Raw genomic sequence first — 21,244 nt, 5'->3', positions numbered from 1 at the left:
TTTACTGCTCCTCTCTGATTACTGATGTAATTCTTACTGCATACTGATTGCCAGAAGCCCCTGGCAGCGCAGTAAATTTGCGGATATTTCCCACATAAACATCAAGTTCCTGATCTACTTTGGAATCCAAACGGATTATATCCCCCATCTGTAAAGAACTGAAATCTTTGATTGAGACTGTACTTCTCCCCAAATACGCTTTCACCGGTACGGAAGTTCTGGAAATCAAACTTTCGATAGCTTCCGTATACTCCTCTTCATCTGTCTTCTTAATATTAGAATACCAGAATTTTGTATTCAGTTTATCCATAACAGGCTCTAATGTAATAAATGGAAGACAGACATTCATAAGTCCTTCCACCTCTCCCAGGCGCATGTTTATCGTCACAATTGCAATCATCTCATTGGGAGAAATAAACTGTGCAAACTGGGAATTTGTCTCAATACGTTCCAATCGTGGATGAATTTCCACTACATTATGCCACGGTTCCGACAAAAGTTCAACGCAAACCGTCATAATTCGTTCAATGATAAGCAACTCAATTTCCGAAAATTCCCTGGGTTTATCCAAGGGCTGCCCCACGCCTCCAAGCATACGGTCAACAATGGAATATCCCAGATTCGAAGCCACCTCCAAAATAATACTGCCATCCAGAGGCTCCATATTCACCACTCCAAGCAAAACCGGATTGGATAATGCATTGGAAAACTCCTGGTATGTAACCGCCTCAGAGTTCATCACTTCCACTTGAACACTCTTCCTTAAATACACTGGAAGGTTGGTAGAAATCAATCTTCCGTAATGTTCAAATATAATCTCCAACGTTCTCAAATGTTCCTTTGAAAACTTGGAAGGCCTTGCAAAATCATAATCCTTTATCTGCTTCTCAGGAGCATCTTTCATTTCATCAACATCCAATTCACCCTGACTCAGCGCCGAGAGCAAACTGTCAATTTCGTCCTGGGACAATACCTCACCCATGAATTTTCACCACCTGCCTAATGTTTTAACCTGACCTATTGATATGTCATTGTCGGGAAGCTGACGCTTACAATGAAATTGGAACCGAATAACTTTTGCAATTCCTCTACAATTGTATTCCGCACTCCCTGGGTGTCTGCTTTAAATTCCTCATATGTGTAACTGCCTATCACAGTATTGAGTGTATCTTTAATAAGAGTCTCCCGCTCCCCAAGCGTCTCTCCATATTCTGCATAACCTTCCGCTTCTGTATTCATGGAAATAGCGGCTGTCAGCACTACCAGATGGGCAACCCCATCCCCGCCGTCCTTAAAGTTAATCGTCATGCTGTCAACGATGCTGTAGGTGGCAAGTTTATCAATAGGAACAGCGCTGGCATCCGATGTAACAGAGCCGCTCTGCAGTTCCAGATTAATGGCACTGCATACCTGGGTAATCAACTCATTTGCTTTCTTCGTCTGAGGTACTATCGTAATGGTCAAAAGAGCTGTCAGCACCAAATTTACCAAAACCAGTGCCAAAACCATCACTGTAATAAGATTTTTTTTCATCGTCTTTCCCTTCCTTATTCTGTCATCTATTGCTGAGAAGCGTAAGAATTATAAATCTTAATCTCTACTCTTCGGTTTCTCGCTCTTCCCTCTGGTATTGTATTATCGGCAACCGGAACATATTCCCCTCTTCCCGAGGATTTTATCAGAGCCGGATCCAGCTGGGTAGTCTCTCTGATATAATCCGCCACGCTTAGGGCACGGAACATGGAGAGGACATTGTTATTAGGAAACCGGTCATTGGAAATAGGCACATTGTCCGTATGTCCTTCAATCTCTATAATATTGCTGTCATAATTTGACAGAATAGCCCCTATTTTATCAATCAGAGGAAGTGCGTCCTCACGGATCTCACCCACACCGGAGTCAAATAACAATGCACCATTTAAAGTAAGGAGTACATACTGGGCATTAAAATCCACTTCCACCTGGTTCTGGATACCATTCTGCTGTACCTGTTTGGCAATTTCCTCAGCCATCTCTTCCATCTCTTCCAGCATTTCCTCCTCAAAAGCCTCCTGAGGTTCTGTTTCCCCCGGCTCATCCGGTTTTTGTGTCGCCTCGCTCCGTTCAAAGAATACGCTGAAATTTTCCAACTGGCTCACCCCGGAGGAGATAAGCTGTCCAGCTTCTATGGAAGAGCCTCCTGCCGGCAGTACGCTAAAACTGCTCTTTAAGGATGCCACAACCATTTCAAACTTAGCAGCATCAACGCTTGACATTGAGAAAAGTAGTACGAAGAAGCATAAAAGCAGATTCATCAAATCACTGAAGGTCGCCATCCATGCCGGTGAGCCTTTCGGTGCCTCTTCCTGTTTCTTTTTTGCCACTATTCGTCACCTCCGCCGCCTTCACCAATGCTGTCTCTAAGTGCAGGTGCCATAAAGGATTTCAGTTTTGTCTCAATAACACGGGGGTTTTCCCCTGCCTGAATGGACAAGAGCCCTTCCACCGTAACATCCTTTACGATAACCTCTCTGTCATTGTTATCTTTAAGAGTTGCCGCAAAAGGATTACATATCCAGTTTGCAACAAGAGAACCATACAAAGTTGTAAGCAAAGCAACCGCCATAGCCGGTCCGATAGCCGAAGGGTCATCCATGTTGTTAAGCATGTTTACAAGACCAACCAGTGTACCAATCATTCCCCAGGCAGGACCTAATTCTGCCCATTTTTCCCAGAAACCGATTATCTTCTTATGCCTGTCTTCCAGACATGTCAGCTCCGTTTCAAGAATTCCCCGGACAAGCTCCGGGTCTGTACCATCCACAATCAGCATAATCCCTTTCTTTAGGAAGGGGTCATCCACATCATTTGAAGCTTCCTCTAAAGCGAGAAGACCTTCTTTTCTGGCCACATTGGCCAAATCAATAATTTTTGTGATAACTGCACCGGGGTCCATGGACTGTTCTTTAAAAACCATTGATGCACTTTTCAATCCGGTAAGGAAATCCGGCAATTTATATGAAGCCAATGTACCTGCTACAGAACCACCAATCGTAATAATGACGGATGGAGTATCTATGTAACCCGGAATAGAAGCACCGTTGGATAGAATACCGAAAACCAACATAACAAGCCCCAGGACTGTTCCCACTAATGACGCAATATCCAATGTTCTCACCTACCATTCTGCATTTATCAACGTGTAAAAACACATTAAAAAAACCTTTTATTTGATTTTACTAAATTTTCACACTCTTGTCTATAAACTTCTCAAAATATTTTTAAAATAACACTATTTTTTTCCGAAACACAGTACTTTAGAACTATATTTCCTGAAAAAGGTGCATGGTCTGACACTTTGCAGAGCGCAGCCATGCACCGCCATTTCATGTATTATACCACATTATGTTGTATTTTGAAATAGTTCTGCACCATATATATGAAAAAATTTTTCATTTTTTTGCAAAAATTGCTAATATTCATGCAATATTAACGTTTCAGGTTGATCAACTCCTCTAACAATGTGTCGGAAGTTGTAATTACCCTGGAGTTAGACTGGAAACCTCTCTGGGTGATAATCATGGAAGTAAATTCTGTGGACAAATCCACATTGGACATCTCTAACTCTCCGCTGGTCATCTTGCTTCCGTCTGCGGAAATATCCACACCGATTCCATCAAAATCTCCTGAGTTTAAAGTGGTATCGTAACAGTTCTCCCCCACTTTTTCAAGACCGGAAGCATTGGCAAACTGGGCAACTGCTATCTGTCCCAAAAGTTCTGTGTTTCCATTGTCATAGGAACCCCAAATTTTTCCGCTTCCGTCTATGGCAAGGCTAATCATAGCGCCAAGTGCCCTTCCTATACCGGTTGACTTATCAATCGCCCCTGCCTCCAGTCCGAGAGATGTCTTTTTGTCCTGGTTTGATGATTTACTCTGGGAGAAATCAATATCAATGTTGGAAAAATTAGTTCCCAGTGTATTTGCCAGGTTAAGGGTTACACTGTTAGAGCCCTGTGCATTCACATACACAAATTCCCCGTTATCCGGGTTGTATTTCAAATTGTAGTTTACTGTGGGCTCTGTGTAGTCAAAGCGAACCACATAATTCTGGTCAGGATTGTTTGCATCCCATGCCGGCTCCATGACAAAGTTTCCTGTAGATCCCGTGGTTACTGTATTTAACCTGTCTGGGGAAACGCCAAAGGTCTCTGTAAGATCAATGCTTTTTTTCACCTGGGTTCCTGTAACTGTGGTATCCCCGGCCATAATCTTCCTTCGGTCCTCCTCGGAATACACCGTGTAGGTAACTTCATACACAAATGGATTATCCGGGCTCTGCACCATGTTGTTTGACAGTAAGGTGCTCTGTACCGGAACATTATTTGCTCCGCCCTCGTAAGAGGTATAACGGTACTGCCACTGTCCGTTGTTGTAGATTAAGTTGGGGTCTGAGGAAGTATAACTCTTTTCCAGCTGGGCATTCTGACCGAAAATCGTAGTCAGGGCATCATTTCTGGTTCCCTGGCCGCTGTTTATAAACTCAGTGATATAGTCCTCCAATACAGAGTGGTTGTTGGAATCCAAAATATCGGAAAGTTCTACGGTGTAAAGCTGTTCATCAGGATTTGTCACTTTCACTGCAAATTTTGCCGTATACCTGTATCCCAATGCGTCAAAGAAATTCAACATCATTACATAACCGTCGTCACTTTTAATATTCGAATCATCTTTATCCATAACACCTGTTGCCCTGGCATTTGTAGTTGCCTCCGGCGCAGAGGTAAGGTTTTTCTCCTCCATTACCTTTAAGGCGGAAACCTGATCCTTTTTAATTTCCCCGGTTGTCTCGTCTACCTGCCATCCCATTACGGTGTAACCTGTGGATGTCATACAGAGATTTCCCGCTCCGTCTACATAGAAAGAACCAGCTCTTGTAAACAGGTTTTTGGAACCGTTATTTACAATAAAGAAGTTAGAGGTACTGGTATCTGTAAGGCGCACATCAAGACCGTCCCCCGTTGTCTCTGCGGCACCTGGCAAAGTAATCCTAGTCTTTGTGGATCCTGTGCTTACACCAAGACCAATCTGTTTTGCGTTGACACCGCCGCGGCCTGTTGCCGCATTTGCCCCGGAAGCACCGGAAATGGTCTGATACATAATCTCACTAAAAGTTACCCCGGACGATTTAAATGCCACGGTATTTACATTTGCTACGTTGTTACCAATTACGTCCATCCTTGTCTGATGTGTCTTAAGTCCTGACACAGCAGAAAACAATGATCTCATCATAATGAATGACCTCCTAAAATTAAATACGGGCTGCCTGCTCTCTCTGTCAGTCAAAAGCCTCCGCTTCCACAAAGGTCCGGCGGTTAGATAATGACAGCTCCGTCAATATTTGTAAATACATTTTCTTCTGTTTCCCTCTGATCCATTGCTGTCACAACAGTCTTATTGGGAATGTTTACGATAAAAGCCAGGGAATCCATCATCACTAAAGATTCCTGAATGCCCTTTTCATCTGCCTTTTTGACTCCGCTTTTCAGCCGTTCGCTCTGCTCTTCTGTCAGGCTGATATTTCTCTCCTCCAAGCGGTGGGAAGCATGTTTGGAAAATTTTAATTCCCCGCTTTCCTGCGCCTGCTTTTTTAACAGAATGTCCTGAAAGGAAGCGCTTTTTTCTCCCGAGGTTTCCCTGTTGTTTCTTGCAGGCGTCATATATTGGCTGGCAACCTGCTCAATGGATGTAAACCGATTATTGATTTTATCCATATACTTCACCTCTCTGACTATTCATCCTTTAAGTCATCATCCGTTGTACCGCCTGTGCTTCCGCTTCCGTCTTCTCCCGGTTTCTCATCTTCAGAAGGTTTGGAAGGTTCCTGGGGTTTTATTTTCTCATAAACTGCCAGCAGTTCCGTATACTTCTTTGCATCCGCCTCGGAAATAAAATTCTGCTGATAAATGTTCATGGATTCCAGCAGTTTTTTAATCTTTTCAAAATCTGGAATATTTCCAGAAGTAAACTCTTTTGGATCCGGCATTGTTGCAAGAAGGCTTGAAAAGAGGTTTGCCATCTCCACAGCCTCGTAATATGTATCGTTTGCCACAGTGTCCAAATCTTCCAGGGAATAAAGCCCGTCGTTTACCGCCAGAAGGATGTTGCCGTTTTCATACATTACGTAATCCACTTTCCCGTGAACCGTACCTACATCTGTATTTAAGATAACATATTTGCCCACAAGATTGTTGGCAAAATCGTTATTGACAGTGTCGGCTAAGTTCTGGGTTGCCTCCAGCTGTGAAAATGTTGCAAGCTGGGCGATATACTCTGTATTGTCCATTGGCTCTAAGGGATCCTGGTACTGCATCTGGGCAATTAAAAGCTGCAAAAAGGCTTCTTTGTCCAAACCGGATTTACTTTTGCTGGCCGCATCCGTCTTTTTTTCCGGAGTTTCCGTTTCCTTTACTTTACCATTTTCAATGGGTACCGTTGTTAATGCCATATATTTCTCCTTTCCTATACGGTAAGGTCAACCTGGTTGCCGTTGTCCCGCATGATTTTTGCCACTAGCTCTTCCTCCTCCGACATCAATCCGGACAATCCGTCTAAGTCGTTTAGATTCAGGCTGCGTCTTGCTTTTTTCTGGTTTTGCTCCATCTGTTCTCCTGCCTGCTCTTCCTGTTTCGCCTGCCCATCTAAGTTTTGTTCAAACTCGTGGGTGGCAACAGTAACCTCAATGGCATCCACTTTAATGCCCTGTTGGTTTAAGTTCTGGCGAAGTTCCACCATCTGGGTTTCTAAAGCTTCTTTCACCACTTCGTTCTGGGCTGCAAGCTGAGCACGGATGACTCCTTCTTTTTCCGAAATATTCAGGTAAATTTTACCTAAATTTTCCGGGTTGAGCTGCATTTCCATTGTAGTCCCCTCTAAGGAAAAACTAATTTTTACATGGTTTGCAATCTGCTCGATAATGTCTGCCACATTTACCTGGCTGGTGTAAGGGGTAATAACAGGATCCTTTGGAACCGCAAATTCTTCCACCTTGTTATTCTGGATATTTGTTCCCTGTACATGGGACGTATCCTGCTGTGTCTTGCTGCTTTTTCCCTGTTCAAAGGAATTTTCATTTCTGCCATCCTGGAAAGTTTCCTGCTCCTCTTCCCCCTCAGTCTCCGGGGTATGGAACACCGGCTGGCTTTCCTCTGTTTCCTCTGCCTCCTCCACAGGCTGCACTTCATTGGCAACAGGCTTTTCTCCGGCAGTATTTTGGACTGCCATATTGGTCTGGACATTTTTTTCATCCACAGGCTGATTTTCCTCATTAGGCACCGTTAAAACCTCCTGGGAAATTTCAGTACCCCCCTGGTTTAACTCCGCCTTTGGCATATCCTCTTTCAATGCCTGGGTAAATGCCACAAGCTGCTCTTTTGTGATTCCAAGGCTTTGTGCAAGCTCCTCTGTCAACACGGAAATTTCCTGCATAACATTCTGAAAACTCTCGCTTAAGAAAAGCATTCCCACATCTTCCCCGGTAAGCTCTGTGACAAAGGCCATCAGGTTCTTTGGCTCCATCAAATCTGTCACAGTAAATCCAAGACTGGCCAAAACAGCTTCTATGTCTTCTTTTGACACATGGTATTCTTCCTCCAGCGTCTCAAAAACATTTTCTGTAAATTCTTCTAACTCCTCTGCCCCTTCTTCCTGGATTTTCTCCGGAGTTATCTCTTCTTTTACACTGACATTGTTTGGTTTTGCCGTATAGGAATCATAACCATTCGCATTGTCCTTAGAAGACACCGGAGCAATACTTTCCGTGGAAGCTTTGGAAGAGCTCACACTGGTTTGGAAGTTTTCCTGATTTTTCATCATATCCATAAAACTGGCTGAAAAATCTACACCTTCCTTGTCTTTTCCCGGGTTTGCGGCTTTCATATCAGCTCTGGCCTGCAGTACTACTTTTGCAATGCCTGAAATATTGGTATCTGCCACATTCCTTCCTCCTTTCCTATTTGTTATTTATTCGAAGGCTCCATGAGCTTCGTCAGCTTAGCCGCTGTCTCTGTGTTCATGGCTCCCAGAATACTAGAACTGCTTTCCACATCCATGGCCTGTAAAATCTTGGCCACAAGTTTCAAATCGTTTGTCATGGTATCGAAGATAGCTGCCGCCTGTTTCGGCTTCATAGAAGAATACATACTCACGTAATCTTCCACTTTCTTCTCGTTTTCCAACTGCTCTACCACCCGTTTGTAAATTGCCTCCGCATTGGCCGGGTCTATCTGTTCGTAATAATTCTTATATTCATTTATATCGGGCGCCTTGTCGGAAAACACAACCTCCTCATCGAATTTTTGCCTCCGCTGTTCAAAAGCCGCCTCATTGGCTTTATACTGCTCCAGCTGTTTGGACTGCTCCTGCAAATCCCCCACCTGTCCCTGGCTAGCGGAAAGAGCATTTTTTTCCTCCTGGAGCTGCGTTTCCAGTTCTTTAATCCTTGCAACCGCCTCGTCCAATGTGGCATAGGGATATTCCGTGTTCACGGTCTCCGTGGAGGATTCTGTCACCTCGTCTGTTTCCGGCAGAATCTTATTTATGTAGGGGACGTCTTTTAACAGAGGTTTCAGCATGGTAGAGCCAAAGCCTCCCACATCCATTTTCACCAGCAAAGCCAGTATCGCAAGCCAAACGGCAATAATCACAAGTGTTACAAAAAATACTGCCAGACGGCTGCCGCCGCTCTCCTCCTCGTAATCGGGATTGTCCAGGGCTCTTTTAATGGATTCCGGGTCCATGCCGGCCTTTTCCATTTTTTTTCTGCGCTTCTCCTGTTCTTTTTGCAGTTTTTCTGCTTTCTTGGCTTCCTTGGCCGCTTTTTTTGCGGCTTTCGCATCTACATTTCCATTTTCGTCTGACATTACGTTTTTTTCGTCTGCCATTTACTCACACCACCTGTCATCTTTATTGGCTCAAAGCCTACACCTGTTCTTCCTCCTGGTTAAAGGTATAGCTTACCAGCTCGTCGATTTCTTTTTTCTCTTCCAAAAGCAGTTCCTGCTTAAATTCATCCATTTTCTTTTCCCGGAGTTTCTCATAGGTCTTGCGCTCAATCATCACATTATTTAACCTTTGTCTGGCGAGTTCCTGCTGTTTTTGGGCTCGGTGCAGCTCTATCATCTGCCCTCGGATTCTGGCTTTCATGGTATCCACCGCATTTCTGCAGAACTTTATTTCCAAAAGGTCGATATCTCCCTTAACCAAATCCCTGGCCCGCTTGTCATACTCTGCTTTCTGGAGCATCAGCCCGTGAAGCTTTTCCTGCTCCTCCAGCACTTTTGCCGTTGCAAGGCCGTATGCAATTTTTTCCTGGCTTTCCAGCTTTTCTTTAATTTCCAAAACGCTCTGCAATTTGTATTTAAACTTTGCCATTTTTTACTCCGCAAACAATGCTCTCAACATCTGCTCTTCTTCTTCAAATCCAAATTTTTCCATAACATCCTGCTGTAAAAACTGATTCACAGCCCCTATTTTCGACACTGCAAAATCAATTTCAGAATTGGAACCTTTCTTGTAAGCTCCGATATTAATCAAATCCTCCGCCTCGCTGTATGTGGCAAGCACATTCCGAAGCCTGCCTGCAGCGGCTTTATGCTCTTTTTCTGCAATACTGCTCATAACTCGGGATATGCTTTGAAGCACGTCTATGGCGGGATAGTGGTTCTTATGTCCCAGCCTTCTGGAAAGCACGATATGGCCGTCCAAGATACTTCTGGCTGTGTCCGCTATAGGTTCGTTCATATCATCCCCGTCCACCAAAACGGTGTAAAGTCCTGTGATGCTTCCCTTGTCTGAATTGCCTGCCCGCTCTAAAAGTTTCGGCATTTCCGAGTACACGCTGGGAGGATATCCCCTGGTGACCGGAGGCTCACCGGAGGCAAGGCCAATCTCTCTTTGAGCCATGGAAAAACGTGTCAGGGAATCCATCATAAGAAGTACGTCCTTTCCCTGGTCCCTGTAATACTCTGCAATAGCGGTGGCTGTCTTCGCCGCCTTATTTCGGATTAAAGCAGGCTTGTCGGAGGTGGCTACCACCACCACGGAACGTTTCATTCCCTCTTCCCCCAAATCCCGCTCTATAAATTCCCGGACCTCACGGCCCCGCTCCCCAATCAGGGCTATCACATTAATATCGGCTTTGGTATTTCTGGCAAACATTCCCATAAGGGTACTTTTTCCCACACCGGAGCCTGCCATAATGCCGATACGCTGTCCCTTGCCCACGGTTATCAGGCCGTCCACTGCCTTTACCCCTAAAGGGAGCACCTCGTCGATAATCTGGCGCTCCATAGGGTCCGGAGGGGAAGCTTCCACCGGGTATTCCATCTTTGCCCCTGAAAGCTCCCCGTCCGCAAATCTTCCGATTCCGTCTAAGAGATGGCCTAAAAGGTCGTCTCCCACTGAAACAGACAAAGGATGTCCCGTATTTTCTACAGTACATCCTACGCCCAAGCCTTCCACACTTTCGAAAGGCATCAGCAGCAGTCTGCTGTCACGAAACCCCACTACCTCTGCCATTACAGAAAGGTTTTTTCCCTCGTCTATTATAATGCGGCACAAATCATTCAGCTTTGCATCCGGGCCCACAGACTCAATGGTCAGCCCCACAATTTTTACAACTTTCCCCATACGCTTAAAATAGGTGCGCTCTGTTAATTGTAAATATTTATCAAAATTATATGCCACGCTGCTCATCCTCACGAAATTAATGCTTTTATATCTCTCACAAGATTTTCCAACTGTACCCCTGTCCCACAGTCAAAGATACCTGTATCTGTCTCAATGACACACTGATCCTCCTGGAAAGAGGAATCCGACAGGAACTCAAGGGTTATGTCATGGCCCACCTGTTCCAAAATCTCTTCCTTACGCCTCTCCAAAAAGACTCTCTGTTCCTCCCCCACCCGGATGCGGAAAGATTTGCAGCCCTCAATATTCATCACTGCATTTTCCACCAGATAGAGAAGAATATCTTTTTTATCGGAAAACTGGATATGAAATACTTTTTCCACCACGGTTATAATGGTGTTTAAAAGCATGGGCTCCAGCTCCTTCATCTCCCGGTTGTAATCCGCCTGAAGGGATAACTTGTGCTCCTCAAGTTCTGCCTGCTTTTTCCCGTATTCCTCTTCCAGTTCCCGGCGGGCCTCTTCGCTGCCTTCCCGATAGCCCTCCTCATGGCCCTCTTCCCTGGCCGTAATCTTTATCTCCTCCGACTGGCGGTAGGCTTCGTTTAACATATCATCGGACCTTTTTCTGGCATCCTTTAAAATCTTATCCGCCTCGTCCTTTGCCTCCTGCAATACCTCTTCAGGAGTTTTCACAGGCTCCTGGGGCACGATGGAATCCAGGCTCTGAAATCCGTCTCCTCCCAGGGGAGCAAATTCACTTTTCTGTTTTGCCGCCAGCTTTTTCAGCTTCTCCTGTGCCATAGCGTTGTAGTCCATCATCCGCACGTCCGAATGCTCCTCCACAACGTTATACTGCTTAAATAAATTAGACAACGATCTCGTCACCTCCGCCTCTGGAGATTACAATCTCTGCAGAATCCTCTAATTTACGGATAACACCTACAATCTTCTGCTGTGCCTCCTCCACGTCTTTCATACGGACAGGTCCCATAAACTCCATGTCCTCCTTAATCATTGCGGCAAGACGCTTGGAAAGGTTCTTAAAGATTGCGTTCTGAACTTCCTCATTGGATCCCTTCAATGCGATGGACAAGTCATTGTTGTCCACGTCACGGAGAACACGCTGGATGGCACGGTCGTCAAGCAGCAGAATATCTTCGAATACGAACATCTTCTTGCGGATTTCGTCTGCCAATTCCGGTTCTTCGATTTCCAGAGATTCCATAATATGTTTTTCTGTGGAACGGTCTACAGTATTCAAAATGTTTACGATAGCGTCCACACCGCCCACGATAGTGTAATCCTGGTTGATAAGGGAAGATAGTTTTCTCTCCAATACGCGCTCCACCTCTTTAATCACATCCGGGGATGTACGGTCCATAGTTGCAATCCTCTTAGCCACATCCGCCTGGGTCTCCGGAGCCAGGGCTCCCACAATCATAGCCGCCTGGGCCGGTGTGAGATAAGACAAAATCATAGCTATTGTCTGTGGATGCTCATCCTGTATAAAGTTTAAAACCTGGCTTGGATCGGTCTTTCGCACAAACTCAAAAGGACGAACCTGCAGGGAAGCGGTGAGCTTGGAGATAACCTCCTGGGCTTTCTCGTTTCCGAGAGCCTTATCCAAAAGCTCCTTAGCGTAGCCGATACCGCCCTCTGCGATATACTGCTGTGCCAGGCAGACCTGGTAAAACTCTTCCAGTACAGCGTCCTTCACCTGAGGGGACACGCTTCTGGTATTTGCAATCTCCAGAGTGAGTTCCTCAATCTCATCTTCTTTTAAATGTTTAAAAATATCTGCGGACCTCTCCGGCCCCAGGGCAATTAATAAGATAGCCGCCTTCTGAACACCGCTAAAATCTTCTTTGTCTGCCATAACACTACTCCCACTCCTCATTCAGCCAGTTACGCAATAAGGTAGCTGCTGCTTCTGGATTTTCTTCCACAAATTTTTCAATCAATATACGAGTCTCAGATTTCTCGCTAAACCCAATATCTTCCAGGCTGTCCTGCGCCGCCTCTTTGGTAGTCTCTAACAAACTCTCCACAGAAAGCTCCGGCTCCATAACTTCCTCCTGCTGTTTCCTTGTGCTTTTAAACACTACAAAGCCAAGAAGGCCAAAAATCAGCACAGCCAAAACAATCTGAAGGTAATCTGCAAGCTCCCTTCCACCTGGGGATGCATATTTGAAAAATGGCACATCATAGGCGATAAATGTAATATTTTCCGCCGGAATTCCCGTTGCATTTGCCACCGCATTGTAAAAATCCTGGTCAACCGTGGTCTTTACCCTGTCGCTGTTTTGTGCCACAAACTCGTCAAAAGTCATATTGTCCAGTGTACCGTCAGCCTTTAACGCCCTTTCGTCATACACCACATAGGAAGTCGCCACTACGGAAATAGAAGAATTGGCGTAATCCACACTGGAACCCTCACTGTTTCTCTTTGTAATTTCCTCGTTAGGAAGATATTTGCTCTTCCGCTCCGAAACGGAGGAGGAAGTAGTCTCGCCGTCTGGCATTACATATGTAGGGTCATCATTGGCCGTGGTGCCCGGCACTCCCGCCTCGCCTCCTGTGGCTTCTGATTCAAAAACAGATTCGCTGTCCAAATACCCCTGTTCCTGGCCTTCCTCCACGGAATAGCGGTGGCTCATGTACTCCTCTGTATCAAAATTCATATTCAGGTTCAAGCCCACTTCCACGTTGTCATATACCTCTGTTCCAAGGACAACGCTTTTCACCTGGCCTTTTACCATGTTCTCCGCCTTGTTCTTTACAGAGAGCTGAGAGTTGGCATTGCCCACGGTGGAATTGGTATCCCCCCCGGAGAAAAGCACGTTTCCGCTGCCGTCAATAATTAAAATATTGTCCGTGGAATCATTCCCCACCTCTGTGGCGATAAATTTTGCAATTCCCACAGCCTGCTCATCATCCATCTCATTGTTCAAAGTCAAAATAACGCTGGCGTATGTCTCCTGGTTCATGGAGATAATGGTTCCGTCCTCCTCCGGGATGGAGAGGGAAACCGACGCCTCCTCCACACTGGAAATGGTTTCCAGCTGGCTCTTAAACTTGTCCTCCAGATAGAGCTGGTATTTTTTCTTCTTGTCAGACTCCGTTGTGCTGAAACTGCCGTCAAAAACTTTGTCCAGACTGTAGCCTGTGGTGGGGATTTCATTGGACCCCAAAAGGATGGAGGCGTTTGCCTCATCTTTTTCTTTCACCTGGAAAGTCAAACCGTCGGAAGAAAGTTTGAATTTAATACCTTCCCCATCCAAAAGATTTTTCACTTCCGATGCCTGTTTCGTATTTTCACATTCCGCCAGAATCACCATCTTCGGCTGGTTCATAACCACTGCCAGTATTACAAGGGCAATCATAAGGGCTGCCGTAATACTGATAATCAGGGTCTTTTGTTTCGTGGAAAACTTCGTCCACCAATCTTTTCCTTTATTTAACACATTCTGCACATTCTCTGGCATACTATCTACCTACCCACTATATTGACATATTCATAATTTCTTTATAAGCATCCAATACCTTGTCCCGCACTGCAACTGTATAGGAAAGCGCAATACCTGCTTTCTCCTGTGCCACCGCCAGATCATGCGTGCTGGTGGATTCCCCCAGGGCAAACTGAATCCGGGCGGATTCCGCCGCATTCTGGTAATCATTTGTTTCGTTAATCATATTCATAGCTGCCCCCAGCACAGAAGAAAAATCTTTGTTCTCTTCCGCAAAAGGGGTTAATTTACTGGCCTCATACTGTTTTGCCACGTAATCCGAAGATACATTTGTCAAAGCAGAAATATCCATCCCGTTATCCTCCTATTCCTTCTGTTATGATTTGCCAACCTGCAGACCGGACTGCGCCATAGACTTCACCGAATTAAAAGCCGTGACATTTGCCTCGTAGCCCCTGCTGGCATCAATTAAATCTGTCATCTCCTGTACAATGTTCACATTTGGATAAGATACATATCCATTCTCATCTGCATCCGGATGGGAAGGATCATACTTCATGATGTAGTCTGTCTCTTCATCGTCTAATATCTTTGCAACTTTCACCCCGTTGCCGCCGTACTGGCGTGTCTTGTTGGTAAAGAGCGTATAGAAAGTATCTTTGTCCCGCTCTGCAAAGGTTACCATTTTTCTTCTGTAAGGCGTGCCGTCCTCTGTCCTTGTGGTATTCACATTGGCCACATTTTCCGCAATGATATCTGTTCGGAACCGCTGAGCCGTCATTCCTGACGCACAGATATCAAAGGCCTGAAATAATCCCATAATCCTCTCCTCCTGTTTATGATGTCAATCCTATTTTATAACTGACCGTATACTGGAAAATTCCCGCGTCATACTGTCCGTCAAAGCATTATACCGAATGGCTTCGGATGCCAGTTCCACATTTTCCGTATCCACATCCACATTATTGTGGTCTTCCCGATAGGAATAATTGGCAGAATCTACATAGGTAGACACTTCCAGATGACTCAAATCTGCATGGTCAATCTTGCTGTCCAATGTGGTATATTTCATATTCCCCAGCTCCTGCTTCAAAACGCTCTGAAAATCCACGTCCTTTCTCTTGTAATATGGCGTGTCTACATTGGAAAGGTTATGGGCCAGCGTCTGGGTGCGAAGCCAGCTGGCATCTGCCGCTTTGTCCAAGACATTGATATAATTAAATACATTGGATGAAAACATGTTGATTCTCCTTTCTGCATAGAACTACTAATATAACCTTATTATATTATAAATTATATTACGAAAAACACAAGGTTTTTTTTTGATTTTTTACATTATCTTGTATTTTTTTCCTAATTCAACACAAGATATGACCAAATTTCTTCCTTTTTCGTCAAAATTTTCCTAAAAATCAAAAAGGTTCATAGACTTTTTTCCTATAAACCTTTTATTCTTATGTCCCTAATGCTTATCGTTTTGTTTTTTAATTTTTGAGAGTTCGTCAAAAACAACATCATTGATTACTTTTATATATGTCCCTTTCATTCCTGAGGAACGTGATTCAATTACCCCGGCGCTTTCAAATTTTCTTAAGGCATTGACAATAACAGACCTGGTAATTCCCACCCGGTCCGCAATTTTGCTTGCCACTAAAATCCCCTCGTTGCCCTCTAACTCATCAAAGATATGGGTGATGGCTTCCAATTCAGAAAAGGACAGTGTGTTGATGGCGGATTTTACGATCTGAATCTTACGGCTTTCCTCTGCGCTCTCCTCGTTTACGGATCGCATCATCTCAAGCCCTACCACGGTAGTACCATACTCGCTTAAAATAATATCGTCTATGTCATACTGGGAATCACACCGGTACACAAATAAAGTCCCAAGGCGTTCCCCTGCGATATCAATAGGCGTAATAATTGCACTATACCTTTTTGCGTCTCTTTCAAAGCCCAAAGTCTCCAGATTTACATTTTCTTTTGTGGAGAGAATTCCCAAAAGACGTTCGTTTAACTGAGGGTCAATAAATCCACCCACTTCCTCCACAATCAACTCATGAATCTCATCGATTCCGTATCCGCTGCTGCATCCAAGGACTTTTCCTTTTTTGCTGATTACAAGAATATTGGATTTTAAAATTTCCGTGAGAACATCGCAGATATCATTAAATACCACTTTGGACGAGCTGTTATTATGGAGAAGCTTATTAATCTTCCTGGTTTTATCCAACAACTGCACGCTCATAAGTTACCTCCTCATGAATACTCCGAAATTTCTGTAACCAAATCTTATTCTAGCATATTCATTTAGAAAATTCAAGATTCCCGTTTTCCTTTTCAAAAAAAGGCGCAGACTTATCCCGCCTAGGACTCTTCCGCTTCCTCCTTCGACGGCTTATTTTCGCTGTGTCCGCACTGTTCATTGGCACAGGCAAGCTTGTTTCCTTTTTCCACCATATACCCTCCGCATTTCGGGCATTTTTTTGTGGAAGGCTTCTGCCAGGACATAAATTCGCACTCCGGATTATTTTCACAGCCGTAATATTTTCTGCCTTTTTTTGTCTTTTTTAACACCACTTCCCTGCCGCATAAGGGGCAGTTTACACCGATTTTTTCCAGATAAGGTTTTGTGTTTCTGCAGTCAGGGAATCCCGGACATGCCAGAAATTTGCCGTGGGGGCCGTATTTTACCACCATGTTCCTGCCGCACTCCTCACAGATAACATCCGTGACCTCATCTTCGATTTGGATTTTTTCCAGTTCCTGTTCCGCTGTGTTTACCGCTTCCTCCAAGTCGGGATAAAAATTGCTCACCACTGTTTTCCAGTTGACAGACCCCTCCTCCACTTTATCTAAAAGGGATTCCATATTTGCGGTAAAATGCTCATCCACAATGGTGGGGAAAGACTCTTTCATAATGGAGTTTACCACTTCCCCCAGCTCTGTAATGTAGAGGTTTTTATTTTCTTTTACCACGTAACGGCGCCCCAGGAGTGTGGTGATGGTGGGGGAATATGTACTTGGACGTCCGATTCCAAGTTCCTCCAGGGCTTTCACCAGGGAAGCCTCCGTGTAATGGGCAGGCGGCTGGGTAAAATGTTGTTTTTCATCAAATTCCCCAAGTTGTAAGGATGTATCTTTGTCTATGTCTTTCAGCATGGTATTGTTTTCCGGCTTTTCATCCTCATCATTTGTGTAGACGGACATAAAACCGTCAAATACCACTTTGGAAGCGGAGGATGTAAAGCGGTAAAGCCCTGCCCCGATTTTTACGGAGATTGTCTCGTATACCGCAGGATTCATACGGCTTGCCGCAAAGCGCTTCCAGATAAGCTGATACAGCCTGAACTGATCCCTGGATAAAGACTCCTTTACCATCACAGGGGTGCGGGTAATGTCAGAGGGACGGATGGCCTCATGGGCATCCTGTATCTTGGCCGGATTCTTTTTTGCAGCGGAAGTATCTTTCGCCACATACTTATCGCCATATGCCTCTGCGATATATTCTCTTGCCGTTTTGTCGGCCTCCTCGGAGATACGCACGGAATCTGTCCTTAAATAGGTAATGATTCCCACGGTTCCCTGGCCTTTTATATCCACTCCTTCATACAGCTGCTGTGCAATACGCATAGTTTTTTGAATGGAAAAATTTAACACCTTGGAGGCTTCCTGCTGTAAAGTACTGGTAGTAAAGGGCAGAGGGGCTTTCTTGGTGCGCTCTCCCTTTTTCACTTCCTCCACAAAAAAATCTGTTTTTTCCACTTCTTTTTTTATTTTTTCCACTTCTTCTTTGGAACCGATGGTCAATTTTCCCTCTTTGGTTCCGTGGAATTTTGCAATGAGGGGACGTTTTTCCCCATGGATATTTAATTTGGCATCCAATGTCCAGTACTCCTGGGGGATGAAGGCGTTAATCTCCTCCTCCCTGTCACAGATAATGCGCAGTGCCACAGACTGCACTCTTCCTGCACTTAAGCCGCGCTTCACTTTTACCCACAAAAGGGGGCTTATTTTATATCCAACCATTCTGTCCAACATCCGCCTTGCCTGCTGGGCATCCACTAAATCCATGTCCACTTCCCGGGGTTCTTTTAGGGAAGATTTCACTGCATTTTTTGTGATTTCATTAAAAGTTATGCGATAAACCTTTTTATCCTCCAGCTTTAATGCTTTGGTGAGATGCCAGGAAATGGCCTCCCCCTCCCGGTCAGGGTCAGTTGCCAGATACACTTTGTCCGCTTTTTTTACTTCTTTTCTAAGCTTGGCAAGAATATCCCCTTTTCCCCGGATTGTAATATATTTTGGCTCGAAGTCATGCTCCACATCGATTCCCCACTGGCTCTTTGGGAAATCCCTCACATGTCCGTTGGAAGCTGCCACTTCATAATTTTTCCCTAAAAATTTCTGTATTGTCTTTACTTTTGCAGGTGATTCCACGATAACAAGGTATTTCGCCATTGTACCATACACTCCTTTATCTCTTTTCTATACTTTTCTGTAACGGTTTTTAAATTCTTCCTCAACTATACCTTTCATCATAAGCTTTACCAACAGGTCCGCAACAACGCCTGCACTAAGCCCGGTATGCAAAACTAACTCCTCTATTGTTTTTGCATGTAAACCAAAGCAACTATACACCAACAATTCTTCTTTTTCAAGTACCATTTTTTCATTTTGGCTCCCCGTTTTCCCCGAACCCCCAGAAAATCCCAGGTCCAAAAGAAATTCTTCCGGTGATAAAATAATTCCTGCGCCCTCAGAAATTAGCCGGTTGCACCCTCTGCTTAACATATCGTCAAGTCTGCCCGGAACAGCGTAAATATCTCTCCCCTGCTCTAAGGCAAATTCTGCGGTAATTAAAGAGCCGCTTTTCTCTTTTGCCTCCACCACCACCACAAAGTCGGAAAAAGCGCTGATTAACCGGTTTCTCATGGGAAAGCGCCCGGGAGCAGGCACTGTGCCGGGAAGGTATTCCGAGATAATTCCGCCTTTTTCCAAAATCCTTTCGTAGAGTTCCAGGGCTCCTCTGGGATAACACACGTCCACCCCGCAGCCAAGTACCGCAAATGTTTTTCCCCCGCCCTTGATGGCTCCCCAGTGACCGAAGGAATCTATCCCTGCCGCCATGCCGCTTACCACCTGAATCCCTTCCCCGGCAAGGCATTGTCCCAGATTTAAAGCCATGGTTTTGCCGTAGGCGGAACAGCTTCTCGCCCCTACGATGGCCCCAGTCTTTTTTGGTTCCGGGAGATTTCCCTTGTAAAAAATGGCGTAAGGGCCGCCGGGAATATTTAAAAGTTTTTCCGGAAAACTCTCCTCCTCCATGGAAACCATGCGAATTCCCTTTTTTGTCAAAAGTTCTGCTTCCTTTTCCAGAATCCAGTTTTTTTTGCTGTCTATAATCTGTGCCGCATCTCTTTTCCCGATGCCCTGAACCGATAAAAGCTGTTTTTCCGTCAGACGGTACACTTCTTTTGCACTGCCACAATATTCTACTAACTTTTTCTGTTTTTTATTCCCAATTCCGGGAACAGATTTTATCCAGTATCTGTATTTTAATTCTTCTTCCATATTTACCCCCAATATTTTTTGTCCAATCCACGGTAACAAACTGCCTCATTTAAATGCCTCTGGAGAATTTCTTCACTGTTTTCCAAATCCGCAATGGTCCGTGCCGTTTTTAAAATTTTATGGTATCCCCTGGCGGATAAATTCAGGGAAGCGTAGATTTTTTCCATATATTTTTTCTGCTCTTCCCTAAGGTTACAGTATTTTTCTATGTCCCCGGCAGGAATCCGGCTGTTATAGCAGATATCTGTGCCCTGAAATCTTGTTTTCTGTCTCTCCCATGCAGCCCTTATCCGATCCCTGATTTTTTCCGAGGGTTCATTTTCCCCACATGACACCAAATCCTCGTAGGGAATCTGGAACGTTTCCACACAGATATCAATTCTGTCTAAAAGAGGCATGCTGATTCTATTTAAATACCGCCGGATGGACTCCTCTGTGCAGCTGCAGCGGTTCCTGTCGGGATAATAGCCGCATTTGCAGGGGTTCATGGCGGCCACCAGCATAAAATCCGCAGGGTAACAGAAATTTCCCCACTGGCGCACCAGCTGTATCTGCCGCTCCTCCATAGGCTGCCGCAATATCTCCAGGGTAGTCTTTTTAAACTCCGGCAGTTCGTCTAAAAACAGCACCCCTCTGTGGGCAAGGCTTATCTCGCCAGGCTTTGGGATTCCCCCTCCCCCGGTGAGCCCTGCCGGGCTTACAGTGTGGTGTGGGCTTCTGAAAGGGCGCTCCCTGATAAGTCCGCCCTCCTTTGGCAGCAAACCGCAGACACTGTATATTTTGGAGAGTTCCAACTGCTCTTTTTCAGTCATAGGAGGCAAAATTCCCGGAATCCTTTTTGCAAGCATAGTCTTTCCGCTGCCGGGAGGGCCTATCATAAGCATATTATGCATCCCCGCCACCGCCGCCTCACAGGCGCGTTTTGCACTTTTCTGCCCGTTAATTTCCGCGAAATCCAAGGGGCATACCCTGGGTTTTTCCCGCTCTTTTTTCCCCTGCCGGGTTTCTTTATATTTCCTGCCCTTAAGGTAATCCACCCCCTGGCTGATATGGGAAATTCCCCAAATCTCCATGCCAGGGATTAATTTTGCCTCCTCTATATTTTCCAGGGGAATGATGCATCTCTTTATGCCCTCCCCCGCAGCGCTTGCCACAATGGGCAGCACGCCCCGGATGGGGCTTACATTCCCCTGAAGGCCGATTTCCCCCAAAACCAGGCTATCTCTTAAATTTTCCTGGGGAACTTCCCCCAGGGCGGCTAAAACCGCAATGGCAATAGGCAGATCAAAGCCGGAACCCGTTTTCCGCACCCCTGCCGGGGACAAATTTATGGTAATTCTCTTTACGGGAAGCCTGTACCCGGAGTTTCTCAGGGCAGTTCTCACCCTCTCCTTTGCCTCCTTTACCTCGGAGGACAGAAAGCCCACCATCTCAAAAACAGGAAGGCCCTCGCTCACATCAGCCTCCACACCCACAAAGACGCTGTCCATTCCCCGGACAATGGCTGTTTTTACGATACTGTACATATTCAATTCC

The 21,244-nt window shown here is 45.2% G+C and carries 21 protein-coding genes; all 21 read right to left on the bottom strand.

Annotation, left to right across the window (positions count from 1 at the left end; genetic code table 11):
- Position 1 precedes the first annotated feature (1 nt).
- The 21 genes from fliM to D7Y06_RS02710 all read right to left on the bottom strand — a co-directional run bounded on the left by fliM (position 2) and on the right by D7Y06_RS02710 (position 21,234).
- Entirely contained in the window at positions 2-982 is a 981-nt protein-coding gene (gene fliM, locus D7Y06_RS02810) for a flagellar motor switch protein FliM (RefSeq protein ID WP_120406316.1), read from the bottom strand.
- Positions 983-1,017: 35 nt separating this feature from the next.
- Positions 1,018-1,533 (bottom strand): flagellar basal body-associated FliL family protein, encoded by a 516-nt coding sequence (locus D7Y06_RS02805; RefSeq protein ID WP_120406315.1) that lies wholly within the window; start codon positions 1,531-1,533, stop codon positions 1,018-1,020.
- A gap of 26 nt (positions 1,534-1,559) precedes the next feature.
- Complete coding sequence (locus tag D7Y06_RS02800) at positions 1,560-2,363, bottom strand: OmpA/MotB family protein (RefSeq protein ID WP_120406314.1); 804 nt, start codon at positions 2,361-2,363, stop codon at positions 1,560-1,562.
- The gene (locus D7Y06_RS02795; protein WP_120406313.1) at positions 2,363-3,148 is read right to left on the bottom strand and encodes a motility protein A; all 786 of its coding nucleotides are present in this window, start codon (positions 3,146-3,148) and stop codon (positions 2,363-2,365) included. Before D7Y06_RS02795 ends, D7Y06_RS02800 begins: the two co-directional genes overlap by 1 nt.
- Before the next feature lie 320 nt (positions 3,149-3,468).
- Complete coding sequence (locus D7Y06_RS02790; RefSeq protein WP_120406312.1) at positions 3,469-5,271, bottom strand: flagellar hook-basal body complex protein; 1,803 nt, start codon at positions 5,269-5,271, stop codon at positions 3,469-3,471.
- 83 nt (positions 5,272-5,354) lie between these two features.
- The gene (locus D7Y06_RS02785; protein ID WP_120406311.1) at positions 5,355-5,753 is read right to left on the bottom strand and encodes a TIGR02530 family flagellar biosynthesis protein; all 399 of its coding nucleotides are present in this window, start codon (positions 5,751-5,753) and stop codon (positions 5,355-5,357) included.
- Between the two features lie 17 nt (positions 5,754-5,770).
- On the bottom strand, positions 5,771-6,487 hold the full coding sequence (locus tag D7Y06_RS02780; RefSeq protein ID WP_120406310.1) for a flagellar hook assembly protein FlgD: 717 nt from the start codon (positions 6,485-6,487) through the stop codon (positions 5,771-5,773).
- A 14-nt stretch (positions 6,488-6,501) separates the two neighbouring features.
- Positions 6,502-7,974, bottom strand: a complete 1,473-nt coding sequence (locus tag D7Y06_RS02775) for a flagellar hook-length control protein FliK (protein ID WP_120406309.1) — start codon at positions 7,972-7,974, stop codon at positions 6,502-6,504.
- A 23-nt stretch (positions 7,975-7,997) separates the two neighbouring features.
- The gene (locus D7Y06_RS02770) at positions 7,998-8,921 is read right to left on the bottom strand and encodes a MotE family protein (RefSeq protein WP_243119046.1); all 924 of its coding nucleotides are present in this window, start codon (positions 8,919-8,921) and stop codon (positions 7,998-8,000) included.
- Positions 8,922-8,958: 37 nt separating this feature from the next.
- Positions 8,959-9,411 (bottom strand): flagellar export protein FliJ, encoded by a 453-nt coding sequence (gene fliJ / locus D7Y06_RS02765; protein ID WP_120406308.1) that lies wholly within the window; start codon positions 9,409-9,411, stop codon positions 8,959-8,961.
- A 3-nt stretch (positions 9,412-9,414) separates the two neighbouring features.
- A complete protein-coding gene (fliI, locus tag D7Y06_RS02760) occupies positions 9,415-10,734 on the bottom strand; it encodes a flagellar protein export ATPase FliI (protein ID WP_120406307.1) in 1,320 nt (439 codons plus the stop codon).
- Positions 10,735-10,736: 2 nt separating this feature from the next.
- Positions 10,737-11,543, bottom strand: coding sequence for a FliH/SctL family protein (locus D7Y06_RS02755; RefSeq protein WP_243119045.1), 807 nt, complete (start codon positions 11,541-11,543; stop codon positions 10,737-10,739).
- Entirely contained in the window at positions 11,536-12,546 is a 1,011-nt protein-coding gene (fliG, locus tag D7Y06_RS02750; RefSeq protein WP_120406306.1) for a flagellar motor switch protein FliG, read from the bottom strand. The genes D7Y06_RS02755 and fliG overlap by 8 nt, the downstream gene beginning before the upstream one ends.
- Before the next feature lie 4 nt (positions 12,547-12,550).
- Positions 12,551-14,155 (bottom strand): flagellar M-ring protein FliF C-terminal domain-containing protein, encoded by a 1,605-nt coding sequence (locus D7Y06_RS02745; RefSeq protein WP_120406305.1) that lies wholly within the window; start codon positions 14,153-14,155, stop codon positions 12,551-12,553.
- A gap of 16 nt (positions 14,156-14,171) precedes the next feature.
- On the bottom strand, positions 14,172-14,489 hold the full coding sequence (gene fliE, locus D7Y06_RS02740; protein ID WP_120406304.1) for a flagellar hook-basal body complex protein FliE: 318 nt from the start codon (positions 14,487-14,489) through the stop codon (positions 14,172-14,174).
- A gap of 24 nt (positions 14,490-14,513) precedes the next feature.
- The gene (flgC, locus tag D7Y06_RS02735) at positions 14,514-14,957 is read right to left on the bottom strand and encodes a flagellar basal body rod protein FlgC (protein ID WP_120406303.1); all 444 of its coding nucleotides are present in this window, start codon (positions 14,955-14,957) and stop codon (positions 14,514-14,516) included.
- Positions 14,958-14,987: 30 nt separating this feature from the next.
- The gene (flgB, locus tag D7Y06_RS02730) at positions 14,988-15,377 is read right to left on the bottom strand and encodes a flagellar basal body rod protein FlgB (RefSeq protein ID WP_120406302.1); all 390 of its coding nucleotides are present in this window, start codon (positions 15,375-15,377) and stop codon (positions 14,988-14,990) included.
- Between the two features lie 222 nt (positions 15,378-15,599).
- The gene (gene codY / locus D7Y06_RS02725) at positions 15,600-16,382 is read right to left on the bottom strand and encodes a GTP-sensing pleiotropic transcriptional regulator CodY (RefSeq protein ID WP_120406301.1); all 783 of its coding nucleotides are present in this window, start codon (positions 16,380-16,382) and stop codon (positions 15,600-15,602) included.
- Positions 16,383-16,501: 119 nt separating this feature from the next.
- Entirely contained in the window at positions 16,502-18,595 is a 2,094-nt protein-coding gene (topA, locus tag D7Y06_RS02720; protein ID WP_120406300.1) for a type I DNA topoisomerase, read from the bottom strand.
- A 27-nt stretch (positions 18,596-18,622) separates the two neighbouring features.
- A complete protein-coding gene (dprA, locus tag D7Y06_RS02715) occupies positions 18,623-19,708 on the bottom strand; it encodes a DNA-processing protein DprA (protein ID WP_120406299.1) in 1,086 nt (361 codons plus the stop codon).
- A 2-nt stretch (positions 19,709-19,710) separates the two neighbouring features.
- Positions 19,711-21,234, bottom strand: coding sequence for a YifB family Mg chelatase-like AAA ATPase (locus tag D7Y06_RS02710; RefSeq protein WP_120406298.1), 1,524 nt, complete (start codon positions 21,232-21,234; stop codon positions 19,711-19,713).
- Between the last annotated feature and the right edge of the window lie 10 nt (positions 21,235-21,244).

The sequence above is a fragment of the Roseburia sp. 1XD42-69 genome, assembly GCF_003612565.1.
Classification (GTDB): domain Bacteria; phylum Bacillota; class Clostridia; order Lachnospirales; family Lachnospiraceae; genus Roseburia_B.
The sequence above is the reverse complement of the archived record's forward strand: the minus strand, read 5'-3'. Positions and strand labels throughout refer to the sequence as shown.